The sequence below is a fragment of the Bacteroides nordii genome (genome assembly GCF_019930665.1).
In the GTDB taxonomy this organism is placed as follows: domain Bacteria; phylum Bacteroidota; class Bacteroidia; order Bacteroidales; family Bacteroidaceae; genus Bacteroides; species Bacteroides nordii.
Genome location: NZ_CP082886.1, coordinates 5,126,720 through 5,151,466, shown reverse-complemented (window position 1 = coordinate 5,151,466; position 24,747 = coordinate 5,126,720). Strand labels below are relative to the sequence as shown.

The window sequence follows — 24,747 nt, the reverse complement described above, 5'->3', positions numbered from 1 at the left end:
GCTACATTTAAACTACATCAGTAAACTATCACGAAGAAACACATACTCCTTCTCTCCAATTTTATAAAGACATGGCATAGTTTCAGGGAGATTTATATGAATCTTTCGATTTAAAACTTTTGTATCTAAATTAATACTATCCAGAGGAGGTATATAATACAATGAATCACGCAACAATGAATATATCTTCAGGGGATATTCACAATAAGAGACGCCATCAAATCTTAAAGGATCACATTTCAAAATTAAATTTATAGGAGCTCCTGTTTTACCCTCCTGTTCCGGAGAAAAGGGAGGAACATTATAAATCCCAGGGAAAACATCCAGAAGATCAATCTCAGAAACAGAAAATTCAAACGGCTGATTACCATTCTTAAGTAAAAAACGACTCTCAATATTTGAAGATAAATCTAAATAGAAAGAAGAATCAGATTTATTGTAAATCTCAATATACAAATATATTTCCAATAAATCAGAAAAAAGAGATACTGAGTTATCCTTACCACAAATCCGAACATACGAGATAGTCATATCCACTAAAGGATCTACTTTCACGTCCTCTAAACAACGAAAATTACGTATAGCTTCTATATCGTAATAACTCTCTAGTCCTCTTTTTCGAGTAAACATACTTTTATCACACGACTTACATTTAAAAAAATACCATGTAAAATTACTATATTGAGCCCCTTCTAAATATGGCCATATTTTATCTACTATTTTACCTGGCAATTTTGGTTTACCCTGAAAATAAAACAAAAAATATTTACCATTATATTCTATAATATCAGTTGGTTCTCGATCTTCAATTGATTCAGGGATAAAAGATCCATCTCCAATTATTACATAAGAATAAAAATCAGAATACGTAAGTCCTACAATCTGTGTAAATCGAGATAATGAATCAGTGTTAGCCAAACGTTCTAAATGATCTAATAACTCTTCATCTATTTTATTAGGATTTATATTTACCTGGCAACTGCTCAATAATATCACAATGAATATACAACTTCTACTTATAATGTTTTGATACATCCAAATTACTTTATTCATAAACAATTTCACTACAAAAAACAACAATCCAAACAAGGTCCTCAGCTTCTGTCTATTCGTAGTCCTATTTTTCTTTCTAACAAGATAATACAAAAAAATAAATAAAAACTTTTCATAAACATCATATTCATAATTATCAATTGTAAAAATAAGCAATTCTTAACAATACTACTATCAGTATTCTCTCAAATATTATCAATAAAATATCTATATACAAAACGATAACCATTACTAAAAAAAAATAACACAAAACATTACTGTAACCTATCATCCTCCCTTATAATATCACATATAGATACTCAATTCAACCACCCTTTATTATATAAATCAAAAATAAAGAGTTCATTCCTTTTAAACACCCTTCTTCTCTATAAATTCATTCATTATGAGAGCTATATAAAACAATATACTTTAGACCTCCTAAAGCAGCTATTCTTTATTTGCATATCTACTGACTTTAGCATATCTTTGCTACATAATTTAAGACTAAAAACATCCCCATGTTTTCTATCAAAACACCCGGATGTTCTTATATAAAACATCTGCATGTTTTTATTCAGAACATCCGGATGTTTTAATAATAGATATCACAAGACCAGGGCCGACGCATTAAAATGCGCTGTCCTGTAAAAGTGTTGACAGGTATTTTTCATCCCATCCTGCTTTCAGCCTTTTGAGATTCATGCTTCCTTTTGTGACTTTATCATTCTTCAAAATGGTGAGCGCCATTTTTGTAACTGCCGAGAAATTTCTTGCTGCATTCTGCACTTTCTTGCTGTAGTCTTCCCTGAAGGTAACATCCAGTTGCCAATGCAGATTGTTTTCAATGGACCAATGCTGTCTAATGGCATTGGCTATTTCCTCCGGGTTAGTATTTTCAAGTGAAGTTATATAATACCTCGTTTCTTCAGTACGTTCCCCCGTTGCCAAAATTATCCTTTCGGATTTCATGCCCACTATTGACCTCAATCCCGCAAATTTGTCCTTAAACATCGGCTCCATGACCGGACCATAACTGACTACAGTACAGACTCTTGTTTCAAGCCTGCCATGTCCTGTACTTTCGCTGGTATGCCGGGTAACCCTATTGAGAATCACATTTCTGTTTTCATACCCATCAATTATTTTCTTGGCTAATTCATAACTGCTCTTTTGATTTTTCTTTAAAGCTATTATATAGTTTGAATTCCGTTCAATAATGGCTTTTGTTATTTCCAACTGACAGCCCATGGCATCAATAGTGACGATACAATCATCCAGATCCAAGGCATGGATTAGCAGAGGAACAGCTGTGATTTCATTACTTTTATCATCCACTTTTACCTGACCCAGAGAAATACCGTTAGCTGCGGACCATGCTGAAACCATCCAGAGCTTAAAGCCTTCTTTGCCGGTAGTATGTTCATCATTACATTTGCTAGGACCACGCATTAGTTTTCCATCGATGGCTACAACACCTTTAATCTCCTGACACACTTGTTTCACCCAATTGCGGAAAATCAACTCAAAATAGGATGGTTTTATAATGCTGAAGAAACGATTAAAAGTATCATGGCTGGGGATAACTTCTAAATCGGGTATTCTACTTTTAAAAAAATCGAATTTAGCATGGCCAAATTCTTCAATCTCATTCCAAGACTGAGCACCACAGATGACAGCAGCAATGGATACATATATGATCGTTTCCATTTTATGTAACTTTTTACGATCCATCCGAGGGTCCTCTATTTGCTTACAAATGTCAATTATACCTATTTTCATGTCAATTACTGTTTAATATTACCATGTAAATATACGAAATATAAACAAAACAATGCTAAATAATTAATATTCAATTAAATAACAACAAGAAAAGTACATATGCAATAGTAAATTATTTAATGCGTCGGCCCTGTCACAAGACAAGTATACAAGAACACAGTAATCTTGTACATAAAAACATTATTATCAATAATATAAAAAGTATATGTCTATCAACTATGTAGTAACCAAAAAGGTGGATAAAACGAAAGGAGAAGTAAAAGTACGTTATTATGCTACCACAAGGGCTATGCAAAAAAAGCCTGTTGACAGTTCACAGATTGCAATGCAGTTAGCCGAAAGAAGCTCTCTGCAAGATGGAGATGTAATGTCGGTGCTGACACAGTTATCGGGGATCATCGCCGGACACTTGCACGAAGGCAGGACAGTAAGTATTGACGGATTGGGAAATTTCTTCCCAACCATTAGTAGTGAAGGAGTAGAAAAGCCGGAAGAGTGTACAGCAGATAAAGTGTGGGTAGCACGTATCGGATTCAAAGCGGCTCCTGCTTTTTTGAAAAAGGTACGAATAAAAACCAAATTCATCAGTATCCAATTGCAAGAAGGAAGAAAAGCAGCTGCTAAAAAAAAGAAGAAAGCAGCAGAAGCAGGTAATGAGAAGTGAACATAAAAATAATAGGGAAAAAGAGAACGAAGAAGCATTTAACAATCTGTTGAAAACTTTATTTCACATTTTCTATCGGAGAGATTCTTTTTTCTTTGAGAAATACGTATTTTTGCCGACACTTGCTTATATAATAAGGTGAAATAGATGAAGAAAGAACAAGAGGAATTGACATATCACGTACCTGTATTACTAAAAGAAAGCGTAGACGGAATGAATATTCGCCCCGGTGGAACGTATGTAGACGTTACTTTCGGTGGTGGCGGACATTCACGGGAGATACTTTCACGTTTAGAAAAAGGCGGACGTTTACTGGGGTTTGACCAGGACGAGGATGCCGAACGGAACATTGTCAATGACCCACATTTCACATTTGTACGAAGTAACTTTCGCTATTTGCATAATTTTCTTCGCTATCATGAAATAGAAAAAGTAGATGCTATACTGGCAGATTTAGGGGTATCGTCTCATCACTTTGATGACAGCGAACGAGGATTTTCATTTCGCTTTGACGGAGCACTGGATATGCGTATGAACAAGCGGGCAGGACTCACAGCTGCTGATGTTTTAAATACCTATGATGAAGAACGATTAGCAGATCTTTTTTATCTGTACGGAGAATTAAAAAACAGTCGTAAACTGGCATCAGTTATAGTAAAATCCCGTGCTTCCGGACAGATTAAGACAATAGGTGAGTTTCTGGAAATCATCAAACCGCTATTTGGACGTGAACGGGAAAAGAAGGAATTAGCCAAAGTATTTCAGGCACTCCGTATAGAAGTAAACCAGGAAATGGAAGCATTGAAAGAGATGTTGCTGGCAGCAACGGAAGCACTAAAACCGGGTGGAAGATTAGTAGTAATCACTTATCATTCGTTGGAAGACCGAATGGTAAAAAACATCATGAAAACCGGTAATGTTGAGGGTAAAGCAACACAAGATTTTTTTGGAAATCTGCAAACTCCATTCAAACTGGTAAACAATAAAGTGATTGTCCCGAATGAGGAAGAGATAGAACGTAATCCGAGATCACGAAGTGCCAAATTAAGAATAGCGGAAAAGAAATAAAAGAGAAGCTTGTAAGTAAATTAAGATCAGGCTGTCTAAAAGATAAGTCAACTAAAATAGAGACAACGATGGAAGAAGAAAAGATAATAAAAGAAGAGCCGAAAGGAGGTAAAAAGAAAAAAAGAACTTCCTTGAAAAGTATTCTTGGAGGAGATATTCTGGCAACAGACTTTTTCCGCCGCCAAACAAAGCTGCTGGTACTTATCATGATATTTATTATCTTCTACATTCATAACCGATATGCCAGCCAGCAACAACAGATTGAAATAGACCGACTTAAAAAAGAGCTTATCGACATAAAATATGACGCACTGACACGTAGTTCGGAGTTGATGGAAAAAAGCCGCCAGTCGCGTATCGAAGAATATATCTCGACTAAAGAAAGTGATTTGCAGACTTCGACCAATCCACCGTATGAAATCAAAAAATGAAGTACATAGAGAACAGGTAACTTTAAATAGTAAATCATTAAACAGTTAATAGTCTTGGCAGTTAATAAAAAAAATATAATGACCCGTTACTTCTTCGTCATCCTCATCATGGGGTTGGTGGGAGTAGCAATTGTTGTAAAGGCAGGCATTACCATGTTTGCCGAACGACAATACTGGCAGGATGTAGCAGACCGTTTTGTAAAGGAGAATGTAACCGTAAAACCGAACCGGGGTAATATTATTTCATCCGACGGTAAATTAATGGCAAGTTCACTGCCGGAATATCGTATCTACATGGACTTTAAAGCTGGTGCTCCTGCTAAAATAGACTCACTAAAAAAACATATGAATGAGATTTGCGAAGGATTACACCAGATATTTCCTGATAAAAGTGCTGCCGAGTTTAAAGCGCATCTTCAAAAAGGAATGAAAAAAGGAAGCCGGAACTACCTGCTCTATCCCAAACGAATCTCCTACATTCAATACAAAGAAGCCAAACGCCTGCCTGTTTTTAACATGAACAAATATAAAGGCGGATTTCATGAACTGGCATACAACCAACGCAAGAAGCCATTCGGTTCTCTGGCTGCCCGTACCTTAGGGGATCTTTATGCTGACACAGCACAAGGTGCAAAGAATGGAATTGAATTGGCTTTTGATACATTGCTGAAAGGACGGGACGGAATCACACACCGTCAGAAGGTAATGAACAAATACCTTAACATCGTAGACATTCCTCCCATAGACGGTTGTGATCTTATTGCCACCATTGATGTAGGGATGCAGGATATTTGCGAAAAGGCATTGGTGGACAAACTGAAAGAGTTAAATGCCAGTGTAGGCGTTGTTGTATTGATGGAGGTTTCAACAGGAGAAGTCAAAGCGATAGTCAACATGATGAAAGCTGCAGACGGCAACTATTACGAGATGCGTAACAATGCTATCAGTGACATGCTTGAGCCGGGATCCACTTTCAAGACTGCTTCTATCATGGTAGCCTTGGAAGACGGGCACATCACTCCGGACTATGAGGTAGATACGGGAAACGGTATCAAAATGATGTATGGACGTGCAATGAGAGACTGGAACTGGCATCGTGGCGGATACGGAAGAATCAATGTAACACGTATTCTTGAAGTATCATCTAACGTGGGAACTTCAAGTATCATAGACCAATTCTATCATGACAAACCACAAAAGTTTGTAGATGGGCTGAAACGTATGAGCATTGACCAACCGCTACATTTACAGATATCAGGAGAAGGTAAACCCAATATTAAAGGGCCCAAAGAACGCTATTTTGCAAAAACAACTCTTCCCTGGATGAGCATTGGTTATGAAACTCAGGTACCACCCATGAATATCCTGACATTCTATAATGCCATTGCAAATAACGGTGTTATGGTACGCCCCAAATTTGTAAGAGCAGCTGTGAAGGATGGAGAAGTAGTAAAAGAGTTTCCAACGGAGGTGATTAATCCGAAAATTTGTTCAGACAATACATTGAAGCAGATACAGGAAATTTTGTACAAAGTTGTTCATCAGGGATTGGCAGGACCGGCAGGTAGTAAGCAGTTTGCCGTTTCGGGAAAAACAGGTACGGCACAGATCTCACAAGGTGCTGCCGGATATAAAACAGGAAGAACAAATTATCTGGTTAGTTTCTGTGGATATTTCCCTTCGGAAGCTCCGAAATATAGCTGTATTGTTTCTATTCAGAAACCCGGGTTACCAGCTTCGGGAGGTTTGATGGCAGGTAGCGTATTTGGAAAAATTGCAGAAAGAGTATATGCAAAAGACCTTCGTTTGCCTTTGACAAATGCCATCGACACAAATAGCGTAGTCATTCCCAACGTAAAAGCCGGAGAGATGAATGATGCCAAACGGGTACTGGATGAGCTGAGTATACAAAGCCAAAGCAAATTTGACTTAAAGAGTGGTAAAGAAACCTGGGGAAGTACACATGCAGCTCCCAAAAGTGTTATTCTGGAAAGCAGAGACCTCATGCGGGATTTTGTACCCAGCGTTATAGGCATGGGGGCAAAAGACGCTGTTTATTTGCTTGAAAGCAGAGGAGTGAAAGTAAAACTGGTAGGTGTAGGCAAGGTGAAAAGCCAGTCGATAGCTAACGGAACGAGAGTAAAGAAAGGACAAACAATAACACTCGTACTGCATTAGAGAGATTAAACTGAAGATTTTGAATAAGTAGTACGTGTCAACCGAATATAAAAAAGAAGATGAAGTTAAATGAATTATTAAAGGCTATTCAACCGATACAAGTTGTCGGAGCTTCGGACATAGAAATAACAGGAGTCAACATTGATTCCAGACAAGTGGAGGCAGGCCATTTATTTATGGCTATGCGTGGCACACAGACAGACGGACATGCATATATTCCTGTAGCAATTGAAAAAGGAGCCATAGCTGTGCTTTGTGAAGATATGCCTGAACATCCGGAAGAAGGTATCACCTATATACAAGTGAAAGACAGCGAAGATGCAACCGGTAAAGTTGCTACTACTTTCTTTGGAGATCCTACTTCAAAAGTGGAATTGGTGGGTGTAACCGGAACAAACGGAAAAACAACAATCGCTACCTTATTATATAATACATTCCGTTATTTCAAATATAAAGTAGGACTCATCTCAACGGTATGTAACTATATTGATGATGAAGCGATTCCGACTGAGCATACCACTCCTGACCCTATCACACTAAACCGATTGCTGGGAAGAATGGCTGATGAAGGCTGTAAATACGTTTTCATGGAGGTAAGCTCCCACTCCATTGCTCAGAAACGTATCAGTGGTTTAAAGTTTGCAGGAGGTATCTTCACCAACCTGACCCGTGACCATCTGGATTATCATAAGACAGTAGAAAACTATCTGAAAGCAAAGAAAAAATTCTTTGATGACCTACCCAAGAGTGCATTCAGCCTTACTAACCTGGATGATAAAAACGGGTTGGTTATGACACAGAACACACGTTCGAAGGTGTACACCTACTCTCTGAGGAGTTTGAGTGACTTCAAAGGCAGAGTGTTAGAATCACATTTTGAAGGAATGTTGCTTGATTTCAATAACCATGAATTGATGGTACAATTCATAGGTAAATTCAATGCTTCCAATCTTCTGGCTGTATTTGGTGCAGCAGTGTTGCTTGGTAAGAAAGAAGAAGACGTACTGGTAGCACTCAGTACACTCCATCCGGTAGCCGGACGTTTTGATGCCATTCGTTCGCCACAGGGATATACAGCAATCGTTGATTATGCACATACTCCGGATGCTCTGATAAATGTGTTGAATGCCATTCATGGGGTACTTGAAGGAAAAGGAAAAGTGATTACCGTAGTAGGTGCCGGAGGTAACCGTGACAAAGGTAAGCGTCCTATTATGGCCAAAGAAGCTGCCAAAGCAAGCGATCGCGTTGTCATCACATCGGATAACCCTCGTTTTGAAGAACCTCAGGACATCATAAATGATATGTTAGCTGGTCTGGACACAGAGGACAGAAAGAAAACAATCAGTATTACAGACCGTAAAGAGGCTATTCGCACCGCTTGTATGCTGGCCGAAAAAGGAGATGTAATTCTCGTTGCCGGAAAAGGGCATGAGAACTATCAGGAGATAAAAGGAGTGAAACATCACTTTGATGATAAAGAGATACTGAAAGAAATGTTTAATGATTAGTGATTAATGATTAGTGCTATGCAGCCTGACAGCACAGCCGACTAATCGTTTATCACTAATCCCTTATCACTAAAATCATGTTATACTATCTATTTGAGTGGCTACATAAATTAAACTTCCCCGGAGCGGGAATGTTTGGATATACATCTTTCCGTGCATTGATGGCTATCATTCTAGCACTGCTGATTTCAAGTATCTGGGGTGACAAGTTTATCAATTTGCTGAAACGAAAGCAAATCACGGAAACACAGCGTGATGCTAAAATCGATCCTTTTGGCGTCAACAAAGTAGGTGTACCCAGTATGGGAGGTGTTATCATCATTGTAGCCATTTTGATACCTTGCCTGTTGCTTGGAAAATTACATAATATCTATATGATATTGATGCTCATCACCACTGTATGGCTGGGATCACTGGGATTTGCCGATGACTATATCAAAATATTCAAAAAAGACAAAGAAGGATTACACGGTAAGTTTAAAATTATCGGTCAGGTAGGATTAGGGCTGATTGTCGGATTAACCCTATACCTCAGCCCGGATGTGGTAATTCGTGAAAACATCGAGGTACAAACTCCCGGACGTGAAATGGAGGTTATACATGGGACGAATGATCTCAAGTCTACTCAGACTACCATTCCGTTTTTTAAAAGCAATAACCTTGATTATGCCGATCTGGTAGCTTTTATGGGTGATCATGCTCAAACAGCCGGTTGGATATTGTTTGTTATCATCACCATCTTTGTGGTGACAGCCGTATCCAACGGAGCCAATCTGAATGACGGCATGGACGGTATGGCCGCGGGTAACTCTGCCATCATCGGATTAACATTGGGAATATTAGCATATGTATCAAGCCACATTGAATTCGCGGGATACCTGAACATTATGTATATCCCCGGTTCGGAAGAACTGGTTATCTTCATTTGCGCATTTATCGGTGCACTGATAGGATTCTTATGGTACAATGCATATCCGGCACAAGTATTTATGGGAGATACGGGTAGCTTAACAATTGGTGGTATTATTGCCGTATTTGCCATCATTATACACAAAGAATTACTGATTCCGATTCTTTGTGGTGTGTTCCTGATAGAAAACCTGTCGGTGATTCTGCAACGTGCCTATTATAAAGTCGGTAAACGGAAAGGAGTGAAACAACGTCTCTTTAAACGTACGCCTATACACGACCATTTCCGTACATCAATAAATCAGATAGAAGACGGATGCCGGGTAGTGTTTACAAAACCGGACAATCTGTTTCACGAATCAAAAATCACAGTTCGCTTTTGGATTGTAACGATTGTACTGGCAGCCATAACGATTATTACATTAAAAATAAGATAAATAAGGATTCAATGCGTCATACCGATGTGCCGATTTAAAAAAAACAATGGAATAATGAAGCATGAAGCCCAAAGATAACAGAGAGAATTAACCGGATTATTAACCATTAAAGTTTGTGCACTGCCATTGGTGTATTAGCATATTGGCCTATTAGCACATTATTGAGAATGAAAAGAATTGTAATTTTAGGAGCAGGTGAAAGCGGCGCAGGTGCTGCCGTATTAGCCAAGGTAAAAGGATTCGAGACGTTTGTATCAGATATGTCCGCCATTAAGGACAAATACAAGGAACAACTCGACAGCCACGGTATTGCCTGGGAAGAAGGTCATCATACCGAAGAATTGATTCTGAATGCCGACGAGGTAGTAAAAAGCCCGGGGATTCCGAATGATGCTCCATTGATTCTGAAACTAAAGGCACAAGGCACGCCGATCATATCGGAAATAGAATTTGCCGGACGCTATACGGATGCAAAGATGGTTTGTATCACCGGATCAAACGGAAAAACAACAACAACCAGCCTTATTTATCACATTTTTAAAAGTGCAGGACTAAATGTGGGACTGGCAGGAAATATAGGAAAAAGCCTGGCTTTACAAGTAGCAGAAGGCAAGCATGATTATTATGTAATCGAACTAAGTTCATTTCAACTGGACAACATGTACGAATTTCGTGCAAATATCGCTGTCCTGATGAATATAACGCCGGATCATCTGGATCGTTACGATCACTGTATGCAAAATTATATTGATGCCAAATTCCGTATTACCCAAAACCAAACTCAGGACGATGCTTTCGTTTTCTGGAATGACGATCCTATCATCAAACGAGAACTGGAAAAGCACGGCTTAAAGGCACACTTATACCCATTCGCAGCAGTAAAAGAGGATGGAGCAATTGCCTATGTAGAGGATAATGAGGTAAAAATCACAGAGCCAATTGCGTTCAACATGGAACAAGAGAAGTTGGCACTGACCGGACAACATAATCTCTATAATTCACTGGCAGCAGGTATCTCGGCCAATCTTGCCGGTATTACCAAAGAAGATATCCGCAAAGCATTGTCGGATTTTAAAGGAGTGGAACACCGTTTAGAGAAAGTAGCCCGCGTAGGTGGTATTGATTTTATCAATGACTCCAAAGCCACCAATGTAAACTCTTGTTGGTATGCACTGCAAAGTATGACCACCAAAACAGTGCTTATACTTGGTGGTAAGGATAAAGGAAATGACTATACAGAAATAGAAGATCTGGTACGCGAAAAATGTTCGGCATTGGTGTATCTGGGACTGCACAATGAAAAACTACATGCTTTTTTCGACCGGTTCGGATTACCGGTAGCCGATGTACAGACCGGCATGAAAGATGCAGTAGAAGCTGCATATAAACTGGCTAAAAAAGGTGAAACCGTACTGTTAAGTCCTTGTTGTGCCTCCTTCGATCTCTTCAAGAGTTACGAAGATCGTGGCGACCAATTCAAAGAGTACGTTCGCGCCCTCTAATTTTTAATCTTTAATTCTTAATTAAAACAGTGGATCTATTAAAGAACATATTCAAGGGCGATAAGGTAATCTGGATTATCTTTCTCTGCCTCTGCCTCATCTCAATCATTGAGGTATTTTCGGCAGCCAGCACCCTGACGTATAAGAGCGGGGACCACTGGGGACCGATCACACAGCATTCTATCATCCTGATGGTGGGGGCCGTTGTTGTAGTGTTGATGCACAATATTCCTTATAAATGGTTTCAGGTATTCCCTGTTTTCCTATACCCTGTCTCTGTTGTACTGCTGGCTTTTGTTACGCTCATGGGTGTTATCACAGGCGATCGCGTCAATGGTGCAGCACGTTGGATGTCGTTCATGGGATTACAGTTCCAGCCATCGGAGCTGGCAAAGATGGCTGTGGTTATTGCAGTTTCTTTTATTCTATCCAAAAGACAGGATGACGAAGGTGCCAATCCGAAGGCATTCAAATACATCATGATTATCACCGGGCTTGTTTGCCTGTTGATTGCTCCGGAAAACCTTTCAACAGCGATGTTACTATTCGGAGTTGTATTTCTGATGATGTTTATCGGCCGGGTAGCAGCACGGAAACTACTTCTTTTAATAGGCTCATTGGGATTGGTAGGTGTAATAGGTGTCGTATTTTTGTTGGCCATCCCAAAGGATTCGGATATTCCTTTCCTGCATCGTTTTGACACATGGAAAAGTCGTATCACCAATTTCACAGAAAAAGAGGAAGTACCGGCTGCAAAATTTGATATAGACAAAGATGCCCAGATAGCGCATGCCCGTATTGCTATTGCAACAAGTAATTTTGTTGGTAAAGCACCTGGCAACTCTATTCAACGTGACTTTTTGAGTCAGGCATTCTCTGATTTTATTTTTGCCATCATTATAGAAGAGCTTGGTCTGGTGGGAGGAGCTTTCGTTGTTTGCCTATATATCTGGCTACTGGTACGCGCCGGGCGCATAGCCCAAAAATGCGAACGAACGTTCCCTGCTTTTCTGGTAATGGGCATAGCACTCATGTTGGTATCGCAGGCAATTTTAAATATGATGGTAGCCGTTGGTTTATTCCCGGTGACAGGTCAACCTCTGCCACTCATCAGTAAAGGAGGAACTTCAACTTTAATAAACTGTGCCTATATCGGTATGATATTGAGTGTAAGTCGTTATACTGCGTATCTCGAAGAGCAGAAAGAACGTGACGCACAACTACAAATGCAGATAGCAGCAGAAACAACCGAGGCTCAGATAGTTGCAGAACCTACAGCACAGGTGTTGAATAGTGATGCAGAGTTTGAGAAAGAGAAATAGTTAAGAGTTACAGGTCGTTGCGTCCCGATATCCTATGATATCCGCGATCAGTAGTTCACTAAAATAATGTATAATGGAAAAAGAGCTTAGAATCATCATCAGTGGCGGTGGTACAGGAGGACATATCTTTCCGGCTGTATCCATCGCCAATGCCATAAAAGAGCAGTGTCCTGATGCTAAAATATTATTCGTTGGTGCTGAAGGCCGAATGGAAATGCAACGCGTACCTGATGCCGGTTATGAGATTATCGGGCTACCGGTTGCCGGATTCGACCGTAAACGCCTGTGGAAGAACTTCGCTGTACTCATTAAACTGGCGCGTAGCCAATGGAAAGCAAAGAGTATCATTAAGAAGTTTCGCCCTCAGGTAGCAGTAGGTGTTGGTGGCTATGCCAGCGGACCAACTCTGAAGATGGCTGGTATGATGGGAGTTCCCACTCTGATACAAGAACAAAATTCTTATGCAGGAGTAACCAATAAGTTATTAGCAAAGAAAGCATGTAAAATATGCGTGGCGTATGATGGTATGGAAAAATTCTTTCCGGCAGATAAAATACTGATGACAGGAAACCCGGTTCGCCAAAACCTGTTTACCAATACTCAAAGCCGGGAAGAGGCCATACAGGCTTTCGGACTCAGCCCGGAAAAGAAAACAATGTTGATCTTGGGAGGTAGCCTTGGCGCACGTACCATTAATAATACGTTGATAGCAGGGTTACAAACCATAAAAGAGACAAGCGGCATTCAATTCATTTGGCAAACAGGAAAAATATATTACCAACAGGTAATGGAAGCTGTTAAAACAGCAGGAGAAATTCCGAATCTGTATGTAACAGACTTTATTAAAGACATGGCTACAGCTTATTCAGCAGCTGATTTGGTGATCTCCCGGGCTGGTGCGGGTTCTATATCAGAGTTCTGCCTGCTGAGCAAACCGGTTATTCTGGTTCCTTCGCCTAATGTAGCTGAAGACCATCAGACTAAGAATGCATTGGCCTTGGTCAATAAGCAGGCTGCCATATATGTAAAAGATGTAGAAGCAGAAGAGAAACTGTTGTCCGTAGCATTAGAAACAATTACCAATGCTACAAAATTAAAAGATTTAAGTGAGAATATAGCAAAGTTAGCATTGCCGGACTCTGCTACTATCATAGCAAAAGAAGTGATAAAATTAGCACAACAATGAATATCGAAACTATAAAATCAGTCTATTTTGTTGGTGCCGGTGGCATCGGAATGAGTGCACTTGTACGTTACTTTCTTTCCAGAGGAAAATTCGTAGCCGGTTATGACCGTACTCCCAGCGAACTAACTGAGTGCCTTATTGCCGAAGGTGCACAAATACACTACGAAGAAGACGCAGACCTGATTCCCGAAGAATGTAAAGACAAGGAAAGTACTCTCGTCGTACTGACACCCGCCGTACCACAGGAACATGCCGAACTGGTTTATTTCCGTAACAACGGTTTTGAAATACAGAAACGCGCCCAGGTATTGGGAACCATTACGCACTCCAGTAAAGGGCTTTGCGTAGCCGGGACCCATGGAAAGACAACTACTTCGACGATGACTGCACATTTGTTACACCAGTCACATGTGGGGTGTACAGCTTTCTTAGGAGGAATTTCCAAGAATTATGGAACTAACCTGCTACTTTCGAAGACAAGCCCGTACACTGTAATCGAAGCGGATGAATTTGACCGTTCCTTCCACTGGCTATCTCCGTTTATGTCCGTCATCACATCTACGGATCCCGATCATCTGGATATCTACGGAACAGCAGAAGCATACCTTGAAAGTTTTGAACACTACACCACGCTTATTCAGCCAGGTGGTGCATTGATTATTCGCAAAGGTATTTCGCTGCAACCTCAGGTACAGCAAGGAGTGAAAGTATATACTTATTCGCGCGACGAAGGTGATTTCCATGCTGAAAATATCCGTATCGGAAACGGTGAGATCTTCATTGACTTTGTCGGACCGGAGGTACGTATCAACGATATCCAACTGGGGATACCCATAAGTATCAACATCGAAAATGGAGTAGCTGCCATGGCACTTGCTCACCTGAATGGTGTCACAAATGAGGAAATTAAACAAGGTATGGCGAGTTTCCATGGAGTGGACCGCCGTTTCGATTTTAAAATCAAAAATGATCGCGTAGTCTTTCTGAGTGATTATGCTCATCATCCGTCAGAGATCAAACAGAGTGTGCTGTCTATCCGCGAATTGTATAAAGACAAAAAGATTACAGCTATCTTCCAACCTCATCTATATACACGTACGCGTGATTTTTATAAAGATTTTGCAAGTAGTTTATCCCTCTTGGACGAAGTAATTCTGGTAGATATCTACCCGGCGCGTGAACAACCCATACCGGGAGTAACCAGCCAACTGATTTACGATAATCTCCGTCCCGGTATTGAGAAATGTATGTGTAAAAAAGAAGAAATTCTGAATATCCTGGAAAACAAGAATATAGAAGTATTAATCACTCTTGGAGCTGGTGACATAGACAACTATGTTCCATCTATTACAGAAAAATTAAATACAAGATTGAACAAACCTCAATCATAAATTGTAAATCGTATAATTGTAAATGTCATTATGCTGAAACGGATTCTTTTATCCCTCGTCCTGTTGCTCGTCACTGCCTATCTGTGTATAGCCGTGACAGTATTCAACCGTAAACCGGCCAACCAGGTTTGTCGTGACATGGAATTAATTATCAAGGACACGGTTTATGCCGGTTTCGTAACCAAAGACGAAGTAGCCGGAATACTACAAAAGAAAGGAATCTACCCCGTAGGAAAGAAAATGGAACGCATCCAGACTAAGACCCTAGAACGGGAACTGGATAAACACCCGCTTATTGACGAAACAGAATGCTACAAAACTCCCAGTGGCAAACTCTGTGTAGAAGTTAAACAGCGTATTCCAATACTCCGTATCATGAGTAATAATGGCGAGAACTATTATGTCGATAACAAAGGAACCATCATGCCACCCGAAGCCAAATGCGTAGCTCGCCGGACAATTGTAACCGGAAATGTAGAAAAGTCGTTTGCAATGAGGGATTTATATAAGTTTGGTGTATTTTTGCAGAACAATCCGTTCTGGGATGCTCAGATAGAACAAATTCATGTACTACCCGGTAAGGATATTGAATTGGTACCACGGGTAGGTGATCATATTGTCTATCTTGGAAAACTGGAACACTTTGAAGATAAACTGGATCGCCTGAAAACATTCTATGGGAAAGCCTTGAACGAAGTGGGATGGAATAAATATTCACGCATCAGTCTGGAGTTCAGTAACCAGATTATCTGCACCAAGCATCAATGATGAATGCCTGCGCGCAGCCAATTGTAAATAGTAAATTGTAAAATCGTAAATAAGAAATATGGCAACAACAGAATTTATCGCCGCTATTGAACTGGGTTCATCAAAGGTTACCGGCATTGCCGGAAGAAAGAACAGTGACGGAAGTATGCAGGTGTTGGCTTATGCCAAAGAAGATTCTTCTTCGTTCATCCGAAAAGGAATTATCTATAATCTGGATAAGACAGCCCAAAGCCTTACGTCCATCATTAACAAGTTGGAAGGCGATCTGAAAAACTCAATCGCCAAGGTATATGTAGGTATCGGCGGACAATCACTCCGTACCGTACGGAATGTCGTAAGCCGTGACCTGAACGAAGAAACAATCATCTCGCAAGAGTTAGTGGATGCTATCTGCGATGAGAATCTGGAAATTCCGTTGGTAGACATGGATATATTGGATGTTGCCCCACAGGAATATAAGATCGGCAACAACCTGCAAGCAGATCCTGTAGGAGTGGCCGGTAGCCATATCGAAGGACGTTTCCTGAATATCGTAGCACGGGCTTCGATCAAAAAAAATCTGGAACGCTGTTTCGAACAGGCTAAAATAGAGATAGCCGACCTGCTTATCTCTCCATTAGTAACTGCCAATGCCGTACTAAGCGAAAGTGAACGCCGTTCGGGCTGTGCGCTTATCGACTTCGGAGCTGACACCACTACGATCTCTGTTTATAAAAATAATATTCTTCGTTTCCTCACTGTTTTGCCGTTAGGTGGAAACAGCATTACGCGCGACATCACCTCCATGCAGATGGAAGAGGAAGAAGCTGAACGCCTGAAAATAACTTTCGGGAATGTAATGTACGAGGAAGAAGAAAGTGAAGAAGCCGCTACTTGCCAACTCGAAGATGGAAGCCGTACAGTTGAGTTACAAGCATTAAACAACATTATCGAAGCGCGAGCAGAAGAAATCATCACCAATGTATGGAATCAAATCCAGTTATCAGGCTACGATGACAAATTATTGTCCGGTATTATCATCACCGGTGGAGCCGCTAATCTAAAAAATCTGGACACCATGCTTCGCAAAAGGAGTAAAATTGAAAAGATACGGACTGCCAGGAGTATCCGTAATACGATACAGACAGATAGTGATCTCATAAAGAAAGACGGCACTCAAAACACATTGTTCGGTTTGCTGTTTGAAGGAAAAGAGAACTGTTGTCTGATAGAAACACGTCCTGTAACTCATTCGCAACCTGTCATAACCGAACCGGTCAATATGTTCGAAGAAGATGAAGCACTGAAAGAACAGGAAGCTGCCGCCCGCGAAGCAAAGAAGAAGAAAGATGAAGAAGATAAACGACGCCGGGACGAAGACAGACGCCGTAAAGAAGAAGAAAAACGTAAGAAGGAAGAGGCACGAAAGAAGAAAAAAGAGGGTCCCAGTTGGTTTGAAAAGACTTTCAACAAGATTTCTAACGAGATCTTTTCGGATGACGATATGAAATAATAGTAAATTGTAAATAGAAAACGTACCTTAGTGTCAATATCAGATAATGGTCATGACCATAGGGAATAAATAATAAATATCATGACGGACGAGATAGTACAATTCGATTTCCCGACAGATTCGCCAAAGATCATCAAAGTAATTGGTGTAGGCGGTGGTGGCGGTAACGCCGTAAACCACATGTACAGGGAGGGTATACATGACGTAACATTCGTTCTCTGTAATACAGATAATCAGGCATTGGCAGAATCACCCGTGCCGGTGAAACTACAATTAGGTCGTAACATTACGGAAGGTCTGGGAGCCGGTAACCGCCCCGACCGGGCACGTGATGCAGCCGAAGAAAGTATCGAAGACATCAAGACCCTACTGAATGATGGTACCAAAATGGTATTTATCACTGCCGGAATGGGAGGGGGAACAGGAACCGGTGCTGCTCCTGTTATAGCCCGTATCGCCAAGGAGATGGATATCCTGACTGTAGGTATCGTAACTATCCCTTTCATCTTCGAAGGAGAAAAGAAAATCATCCAGGCATTGGATGGCGTAGAGCGTATCGCCCAGCATGTAGATGCTCTGTTAGTTATCAACAATGAACGCCTGAGAGAAATCTATTCAGACCTTACTTTTATGAATGCGTTTGGAAAAGCGGATGACACACTTTCTATCGCAGCCAAAAGTATAGCTGAAATTATCACCATGCGCGGTACGGTAAATCTGGACTTTGCAGATGTAAAAACGATCTTGAAAGACGGTGGCGTAGCCATTATGAGTACCGGTTTCGGAGAGGGTGAAAATCGTGTGACAAAGGCCATCGATGATGCCTTGCACTCACCGCTACTGAACAACAACGATATATTCAACGCAAAGAAGGTCATGCTGAATGTTTCTTTCTGTCCTAACTCAGAACTGATGATGGAAGAAATGAACGAAATTCACGAGTTCATGAGCAAATTCCGTGAAGGCGTAGAAGTTATCTGGGGTGTGGCTATGGACAATTCACTGGATAAGAAAGTAAAAATAACCGTGCTTGCTACCGGATTTGGTGTAGAAGACGTGCCAGGTATGGACAGTGTGCTCGAGAAACGCAGCCAGGAAGAAGAAGAACGCCAACTCCAACTGGAAGAAGAGAAGGAGAAAAACAAAGAGCGTATTCGCAAAGCATATGGCGAAAGTGCCAGCAGCATTGGAAGTAAAAATATTCGTAAACGCCGTCATATCTACATTTTCAGTGCTGAAGATCTGGATAATGACGATATCATTGCAATGGTAGAAGATTCACCAACCTACCAGCGTGATAAAACCACTCTTGGCAAAATTAGAGCAAAAGCAGCTTTGGAAGAAGAGATCGCAACGGAAGAAGCCGTGGACGAAAGCGGACTAATCACTTTTTGAGTTGAGAGTTGAAAATTAAAGAAATAAAAGTTTTTTTTAATTGTAAATTGTAAATCGCTAAATTGTAAATATAATTATGGATTTATTCGAAAGGGTCAGCGAAGACATTAAAAACGCAATGAAGGCTAAAGATAAAGTAGCCCTTGAAACACTGAGAAATGTAAAGAAATTCTTTCTGGAAGCCAAAACAGCTCCGGGAGCAAATGATATTCTGACAGATGATGCTGCTTTAAAGATCATCCAGAAACTGGTAAAACAGGGAAAAGACTCTGCAGAAATTTACATCGGACAAGGACGTCAGGACCTGGCAGACGGTGAATTGGCACAAGTAAAGGTTATGGAAGCTTATCTACCTAAACAGATGACCTCGGAAGAACTGGAGTCAGCGCTAAAAGAAATCATTGCAGAAACAGGTGCTACAAGCGGTAAAGATATGGGTAAAGTAATGGGAGTTGCCTCCAAAAAACTTGCCGGATTGGCAGAAGGCCGCGCTATATCTGCCAAAGTGAAAGAATTACTCGGTTAATCCTTCAATATACAGAGGAATTCTCTACGAGAAAACCGAAATAAATACCAGTTTTTTAAAGAAGTCCCGGAAAGAGAATATTGCTCTCTTTCCGGGACTTCTTTTATAATATTCAACAAATTTATATTTAATTTACACAAGATTAAAATCCAAAAATCAAAACTAAAAATAACAACAACAAGGCTGAAAGCGCAAAAAGAAATAAAAGATTACATTGCAAACACTAAAACCTAAGTATTAATCTTATATTCAAACACGTATGAAAAATGTATTACGCTACATCTTTCTTGTATTATGTACCTGTTTCACTCTACAGGTATACGCACAAGGAAGTATCGAAATTACTGGTCAGGTGGTCGATGCCGATCAGGAAGGTTTACCCGGTGCAAATATCCTTATTAAAGGAACAACAGTAGGAACCACGACCGATGTGGAGGGCAACTACAAACTTACCGTTACTAATCCCGGTCAAGCCGTGTTAGTATTCTCTTTTATAGGCCTTGACTCCAAAGAAGTGGCCGTGAAAAATCAACGAAGAATTAATGTCACCCTTGAATCATCTGCTGTCGAGCTGGAAGAAGTCGTAAAAATCGGATATGCTACTGTGAAGCGGAAAGATCTGACAGGTTCTGTGTCTTCAGTAAAAGCCAGTGAGCTGGCAGCTGTACCTATTTCAGACGTAACCCAGGCATTAAGTGGTAAAGTGGCCGGTGTACAGGTAATCCGTTCACAAGGTTCACCTGATGCTGATGTATCTATAAAGGTACGTGGAGGTACATCGATTACACAAAGCAATGAACCTCTTTATATTATTGACGGTTTCCCCTCGGAAGACGGATTGAAAGGTATAGAAGCTAATGATATTGAGTCAATTGACATCCTGAAAGATGCTTCGTCGACAGCCATTTATGGAGCAAGGGGAGCAAATGGTGTGGTTCTGGTAACAACGAAAGGCGGTAAACAGGACAAATTGAGTATCAGTTACGACATGTATATAGGATTCAAAAAAGTAAATAAGAAGTACGACCTCCTGGATGTAGAGGATTTCGTAAAATTAGACTACGAACGTTACATCGATCAGCCGGATAAAATGCGCGATGTGATCATTCCAACTTATGGAAATTTCGATGAATACAACCAGTTATATGGAAACCGATCCGGTATCGACTGGCAGAAAGAGGTTTTTGAAAACCACTCTGCTATCAGCCAACAACATAAATTCACAATCAGTGGAGGTAGTAAGACCTCAAAGTATCTCTTCTCTTATACACGTAATGACGACAAAGGTATTTGGTATGGTAGTGGACTAAAGCGCGATAACTTCCGTATGAAGATCAACCAGGTAGCATCCGAATGGCTTAACCTATCGGCCAATGCAAGTTATATCGACGAAACAACAGAGGGATTGGGAAGTCTCCAGGAAGGCGGAGCATTCAGCCGCATGCAACATGTGATACAATACCGCCCTACTATCGGTAAAAACGGCAGTGACAACGACTTACTTATCAATGATGACGATCCGGTATTGCTACTCGAAGGTGCAAGCCCCATGCAAAGCCCGATTGCTTCTATCGAAAGCGAATCTATAGAAAAACGAAACCGCATCCTGAATATCAATGGAGATGCTGAAATCAAATTCAATAAAGAATGGTCCTATCGCGGAACGGTTGGTATCCGTAAGCGGATGCGCAACGAAGATGTATTTTATTCGGAACGTTCAAAACAGGCAAAGAATGCCGGTGCTCCTTTCGGATGGAAAAAATCAACGGACGAAGAGAGTTTCATGTATAATAACGTGTTGACCTATAATAAATCATTTAACATCAATCATCAACTCGATCTGGTAGGTGGACAGGAGTTCATCTCTTTCAAATCAAAATACTTAAAGACGGGAGCAACTAATTTCCCCGACAAGAACTTCGGTCTGAATGATATGTCGTTAGGGGCTTCACCCGATATTGTACAGACGATCAACCAGGAAGAACGTATGCTGTCTTATTTCTTTCGTGCCAACTATAACCTAAAACAAAGGTATCTTTTCGCAGCTTCCATCCGCGCAGATGGTTCGTCTAAATTCGGAGCAAACAACAAATGGGGCTATTTCCCTTCTGCCTCTTTTGCATGGCGAGCTTCCGAAGAGGAATTTATTAAACGCTGGAATGTATTTTCTAATCTGAAGGTAAGACTCAGCTACGGTGCTGCCGGTAACAATCATATCGACAACTACCTTTCACTTTCAAAAATAGGTTCGGTATGGATCCCCTATGGGACAGGCACTCAAAGTGGCTTTGTAAGCAAACAGCTATACAACCCCGACCTGAAATGGGAAACCAATATTACTGCCAACCTTGGACTGGATATGGGATTCTTCGATCAACGCCTACAACTGACTGTAGATATCTACAACGTAGAAACCAAAGGTTTGCTACTGGACGCTCCTATTCCTCAATTATCCGGTTTTAAAAACATGATGATCAATGCAGGAAAAACCAATAACAAAGGTGTAGAAGTATCTATTACGTCGCATAACATCCATACCCGGGACTTTACCTGGACTACCAACATCAACCTTGCACACAACAAAAACAAGGTGAAAGAGCTGTACATGTCCGACTATATGGAAATCGTATCAGGATGGGCACAAACCTCTGAGTTCAATAAGAGTGACTACATGATCCGGGTGGGACAGTCGTTGGGACAGATGTATGGCTATCGTCTGAAAGGAATTTATACGATGGATGACTTTACATACGATGCCAATCAACAAAAATATATATTAAAAGAAGGTATACCCTATGATAAAAGCCGTTATCCCAAACCCGGTTATTGGAAGTTTGAAGATATAGATAAAAACGGAGAAATCACCGATAAAGATCGTGAAGTTATCGGGAATGCCAATCCCAAACTCTATGGTGGCATGACCAATACATTGACCTGGAAAGGCTTTGACCTGAGTATCTTCTTGAATTTCTCCATAGGAAACAAGGTATACAGTGCTAATAAGATGTATTATACAAAGTTCAATAACCAGTGGCGCAACACACTGAAAGACGAAGCCCTGAGCCGTTTCACCGTAATGAATGCCAAAGGTGAATATATCTTCAACGATCCGGTACAACTGGCAGAAGTGAACAGAAACAGAAACTACGTATCCATTGAAGGAAGTTCTGACCTTTATTTCCACTCCGGTTATGTAGAAGACGGCTCGTTCCTGAAGATTAACAATATCTCATTGGGATACACCCTCCCACGTGAACTGACAAAGAAAATCAAACTGTCAACAGTACGTTTCTATGCTACCGGATACAATCTTCATACATTCACGAAATACTCCGGCTATGACCCTGAAGTAAACACATACCCTAACAATGGTCTGACTCCGGGAATCGATTGGGGAGCTTATCCTTCTTCTATCTCCTTCGTATTTGGTGCAAACATCGCTTTCTAAACTTTAAAAAAAGAACAAGTATTATGAGAACAACAACGATCAAGCATATAGTAACCCTGCCACTTATTGTTTTGGGTATGGGCATATTCACTTCTTGCGAAGATTTCCTTTCAGAAAAGAAATATGATTTCATTGACGAAGCTGACTTTTATACCAATAACACCGAATTAGAACTTGCCGTAAACGGAGCTTATGAAGTGCTGAGTGAAAAGATGACTTACGGACATTTTATGCTCGTCAACGATTGCGATACCGACCTGAGCCATATCAAGGGTTCGGGTACAGGACAAGCTGCACGGGATATAGGCCACTATAATATCTATGCCGCACATACCTGGCTGGAAGAATCATGGGGGCTTTATTATACAGGTATTGACCGTGTGAACCGTATCATGGACAATAAAGATAAAGTGGAATTACCGGATGAAGCAAGTAAAGCTACTTTCAAACGCCTGATTGCTGAGGCTCGCCTTCTGCGTGGACTTTGTTACTTTGACCTTGTACGCATGTGGGGCGATGTACCGATGAAACTAACCTCATCCAAAAAGAGCGAAAACTTCCTGATCCCCCGCACTGATCGTGAAAAGGTATATGACCAGATTATAGAGGATATGACAGCTGCTGTTGCCGACCTACCCTGGCATGACGAAGTTTCTTATACGGGGCGTCCTTCCAAAGGAGCGGCTATGGGATTACTGGCACGTGCTTATCTCTTTCGTGCCGGATACTCCTTGCACCAGGATGGAAAGATGAAACGCCCGGACAATTACAAAGAGTATTACAAACGGGCCAAAGAAGTTTGCAGCGAACTGATCACTTCGCATCACCACTCACTAAATCCAAGTTATGAACGGGTATTCCGCAATGTATGTGAGTATAAACTGGAACCCAAAGAGGTGATGTACGAAGTACAGTTCTATAACCCGACAGGAGGTACGGAACATACCGGTAAAATCGGTTCATACAACTCACCTGAGATTGACAGAAACTCTTCTTATGGGTTGGGAAATTCATTTATCAAAACCACTCACATCTTCTATAATTACTTTGATGAAGATGATCCACGCCTCTCAACCGCTATTGCTACATTTAAAATAGACAAGAATGATAAAGTAATCGCAGTTCCCCTCAACGAGAGTTATAACTGGGCACCAGGCAAATGGCGTCGCAACTGGGTAGCAGGTTCTCCAAAAGACCTCGAAAATACAGATGTAAACTTCATCCTGTTACGCTACTCTGACATACTGCTGATGTATGCTGAAGCTGTAAATGAATACGACGGGCAACTGGACGATCTGGCTATTGAATGTTTGAATCAGGTACGTCGTCGGGCTTATGAAGCCGATCCTACAACTCCGAATGCAGAACTGGACTTCACAAAAGCAGACTTTCCCACACAGCAAACCGTTCGTGATTATCTATATATGGAACGTGCACGCGAACTTTGCTTTGAAGGTTTTCGCAGATTTGATCTTATCCGATGGAATTTATTGGGTAGTACGATTGCCGATTTTGCAGTGAAGTTCAAAGCAGCTGTAGCTGACGGTACACTGAAAGCCTATACCTGGGCGGCAGGAAATCGTTTTGAAGCGGGCAAACATGAACTATATCCGATACCAACTTACGAAATACGGGAGACGAAGGGTATCGTGACCCAGAATCCGAAATATTGATAAAACCCCAGACCGCAGGTTGTATGAACCTT

18 protein-coding genes are annotated in these 24,747 nt (G+C 40.8%); 16 read left to right on the top strand and 2 right to left on the bottom strand.

The genetic code is table 11. The annotated features are described in order from the left end of the window. Positions 1-12 precede the first annotated feature (12 nt). A complete protein-coding gene (locus K8P02_RS19860) occupies positions 13-1,053 on the bottom strand; it encodes a hypothetical protein (RefSeq protein ID WP_155921433.1) in 1,041 nt (346 codons plus the stop codon). A 609-nt stretch (positions 1,054-1,662) separates the two neighbouring features. Continuing rightward, complete coding sequence (locus K8P02_RS19855) at positions 1,663-2,814, bottom strand: ISAs1 family transposase (RefSeq protein WP_007482973.1); 1,152 nt, start codon at positions 2,812-2,814, stop codon at positions 1,663-1,665. A 205-nt stretch (positions 2,815-3,019) separates the two neighbouring features. On the opposite strand from K8P02_RS19855, the gene K8P02_RS19850 reads away from it, so the two are divergent. The 16 genes from K8P02_RS19850 (at position 3,020) to K8P02_RS19775 (ending at position 24,715) form a co-directional block, all read left to right on the top strand. Beyond that, entirely contained in the window at positions 3,020-3,478 is a 459-nt protein-coding gene (locus tag K8P02_RS19850; protein WP_002558783.1) for an HU family DNA-binding protein, read from the top strand. Positions 3,479-3,625: 147 nt separating this feature from the next. Next, on the top strand, positions 3,626-4,546 hold the full coding sequence (rsmH, locus tag K8P02_RS19845) for a 16S rRNA (cytosine(1402)-N(4))-methyltransferase RsmH (RefSeq protein WP_002558782.1): 921 nt from the start codon (positions 3,626-3,628) through the stop codon (positions 4,544-4,546). Between the two features lie 68 nt (positions 4,547-4,614). Continuing rightward, positions 4,615-4,977, top strand: a complete 363-nt coding sequence (locus K8P02_RS19840; protein WP_002558781.1) for an FtsL-like putative cell division protein — start codon at positions 4,615-4,617, stop codon at positions 4,975-4,977. Between the two features lie 78 nt (positions 4,978-5,055). Then, the gene (locus tag K8P02_RS19835) at positions 5,056-7,155 is read left to right on the top strand and encodes a penicillin-binding protein (protein ID WP_007483454.1); all 2,100 of its coding nucleotides are present in this window, start codon (positions 5,056-5,058) and stop codon (positions 7,153-7,155) included. A 59-nt stretch (positions 7,156-7,214) separates the two neighbouring features. After that, on the top strand, positions 7,215-8,666 hold the full coding sequence (locus tag K8P02_RS19830; RefSeq protein ID WP_002558779.1) for a UDP-N-acetylmuramoyl-L-alanyl-D-glutamate--2,6-diaminopimelate ligase: 1,452 nt from the start codon (positions 7,215-7,217) through the stop codon (positions 8,664-8,666). 77 nt (positions 8,667-8,743) lie between these two features. Beyond that, a complete protein-coding gene (gene mraY, locus K8P02_RS19825; RefSeq protein ID WP_007483450.1) occupies positions 8,744-10,012 on the top strand; it encodes a phospho-N-acetylmuramoyl-pentapeptide-transferase in 1,269 nt (422 codons plus the stop codon). A 167-nt stretch (positions 10,013-10,179) separates the two neighbouring features. Continuing rightward, entirely contained in the window at positions 10,180-11,514 is a 1,335-nt protein-coding gene (murD, locus tag K8P02_RS19820; RefSeq protein ID WP_044166112.1) for a UDP-N-acetylmuramoyl-L-alanine--D-glutamate ligase, read from the top strand. A 29-nt stretch (positions 11,515-11,543) separates the two neighbouring features. Continuing rightward, positions 11,544-12,836 (top strand): FtsW/RodA/SpoVE family cell cycle protein, encoded by a 1,293-nt coding sequence (locus tag K8P02_RS19815; protein ID WP_002558776.1) that lies wholly within the window; start codon positions 11,544-11,546, stop codon positions 12,834-12,836. Positions 12,837-12,909: 73 nt separating this feature from the next. Beyond that, complete coding sequence (murG, locus tag K8P02_RS19810) at positions 12,910-14,022, top strand: undecaprenyldiphospho-muramoylpentapeptide beta-N-acetylglucosaminyltransferase (RefSeq protein ID WP_007483446.1); 1,113 nt, start codon at positions 12,910-12,912, stop codon at positions 14,020-14,022. Further along, positions 14,019-15,413 carry a UDP-N-acetylmuramate--L-alanine ligase gene (gene murC, locus K8P02_RS19805; RefSeq protein ID WP_007483445.1) on the top strand — a complete coding sequence of 465 codons (1,395 nt, stop codon included), beginning with the start codon at positions 14,019-14,021 and terminating at the stop codon, positions 15,411-15,413. Before murG ends, murC begins: the two co-directional genes overlap by 4 nt. Before the next feature lie 30 nt (positions 15,414-15,443). Then, on the top strand, positions 15,444-16,181 hold the full coding sequence (locus tag K8P02_RS19800; protein ID WP_002558773.1) for a cell division protein FtsQ/DivIB: 738 nt from the start codon (positions 15,444-15,446) through the stop codon (positions 16,179-16,181). Positions 16,182-16,239: 58 nt separating this feature from the next. Further along, positions 16,240-17,673: a cell division protein FtsA gene (gene ftsA, locus K8P02_RS19795; RefSeq protein ID WP_007483443.1), complete on the top strand. Its 1,434-nt coding sequence runs from the start codon at positions 16,240-16,242 to the stop codon at positions 17,671-17,673. Between the two features lie 81 nt (positions 17,674-17,754). Continuing rightward, positions 17,755-19,068, top strand: a complete 1,314-nt coding sequence (gene ftsZ / locus K8P02_RS19790; protein ID WP_002558771.1) for a cell division protein FtsZ — start codon at positions 17,755-17,757, stop codon at positions 19,066-19,068. Positions 19,069-19,144: 76 nt separating this feature from the next. Beyond that, positions 19,145-19,594: a GatB/YqeY domain-containing protein gene (locus tag K8P02_RS19785; RefSeq protein ID WP_025866621.1), complete on the top strand. Its 450-nt coding sequence runs from the start codon at positions 19,145-19,147 to the stop codon at positions 19,592-19,594. A 259-nt stretch (positions 19,595-19,853) separates the two neighbouring features. Beyond that, a complete protein-coding gene (locus K8P02_RS19780) occupies positions 19,854-23,042 on the top strand; it encodes a SusC/RagA family TonB-linked outer membrane protein (RefSeq protein ID WP_223381741.1) in 3,189 nt (1,062 codons plus the stop codon). Between the two features lie 23 nt (positions 23,043-23,065). After that, positions 23,066-24,715, top strand: a complete 1,650-nt coding sequence (locus tag K8P02_RS19775; protein WP_002558768.1) for a RagB/SusD family nutrient uptake outer membrane protein — start codon at positions 23,066-23,068, stop codon at positions 24,713-24,715. Positions 24,716-24,747 lie beyond the last annotated feature (32 nt).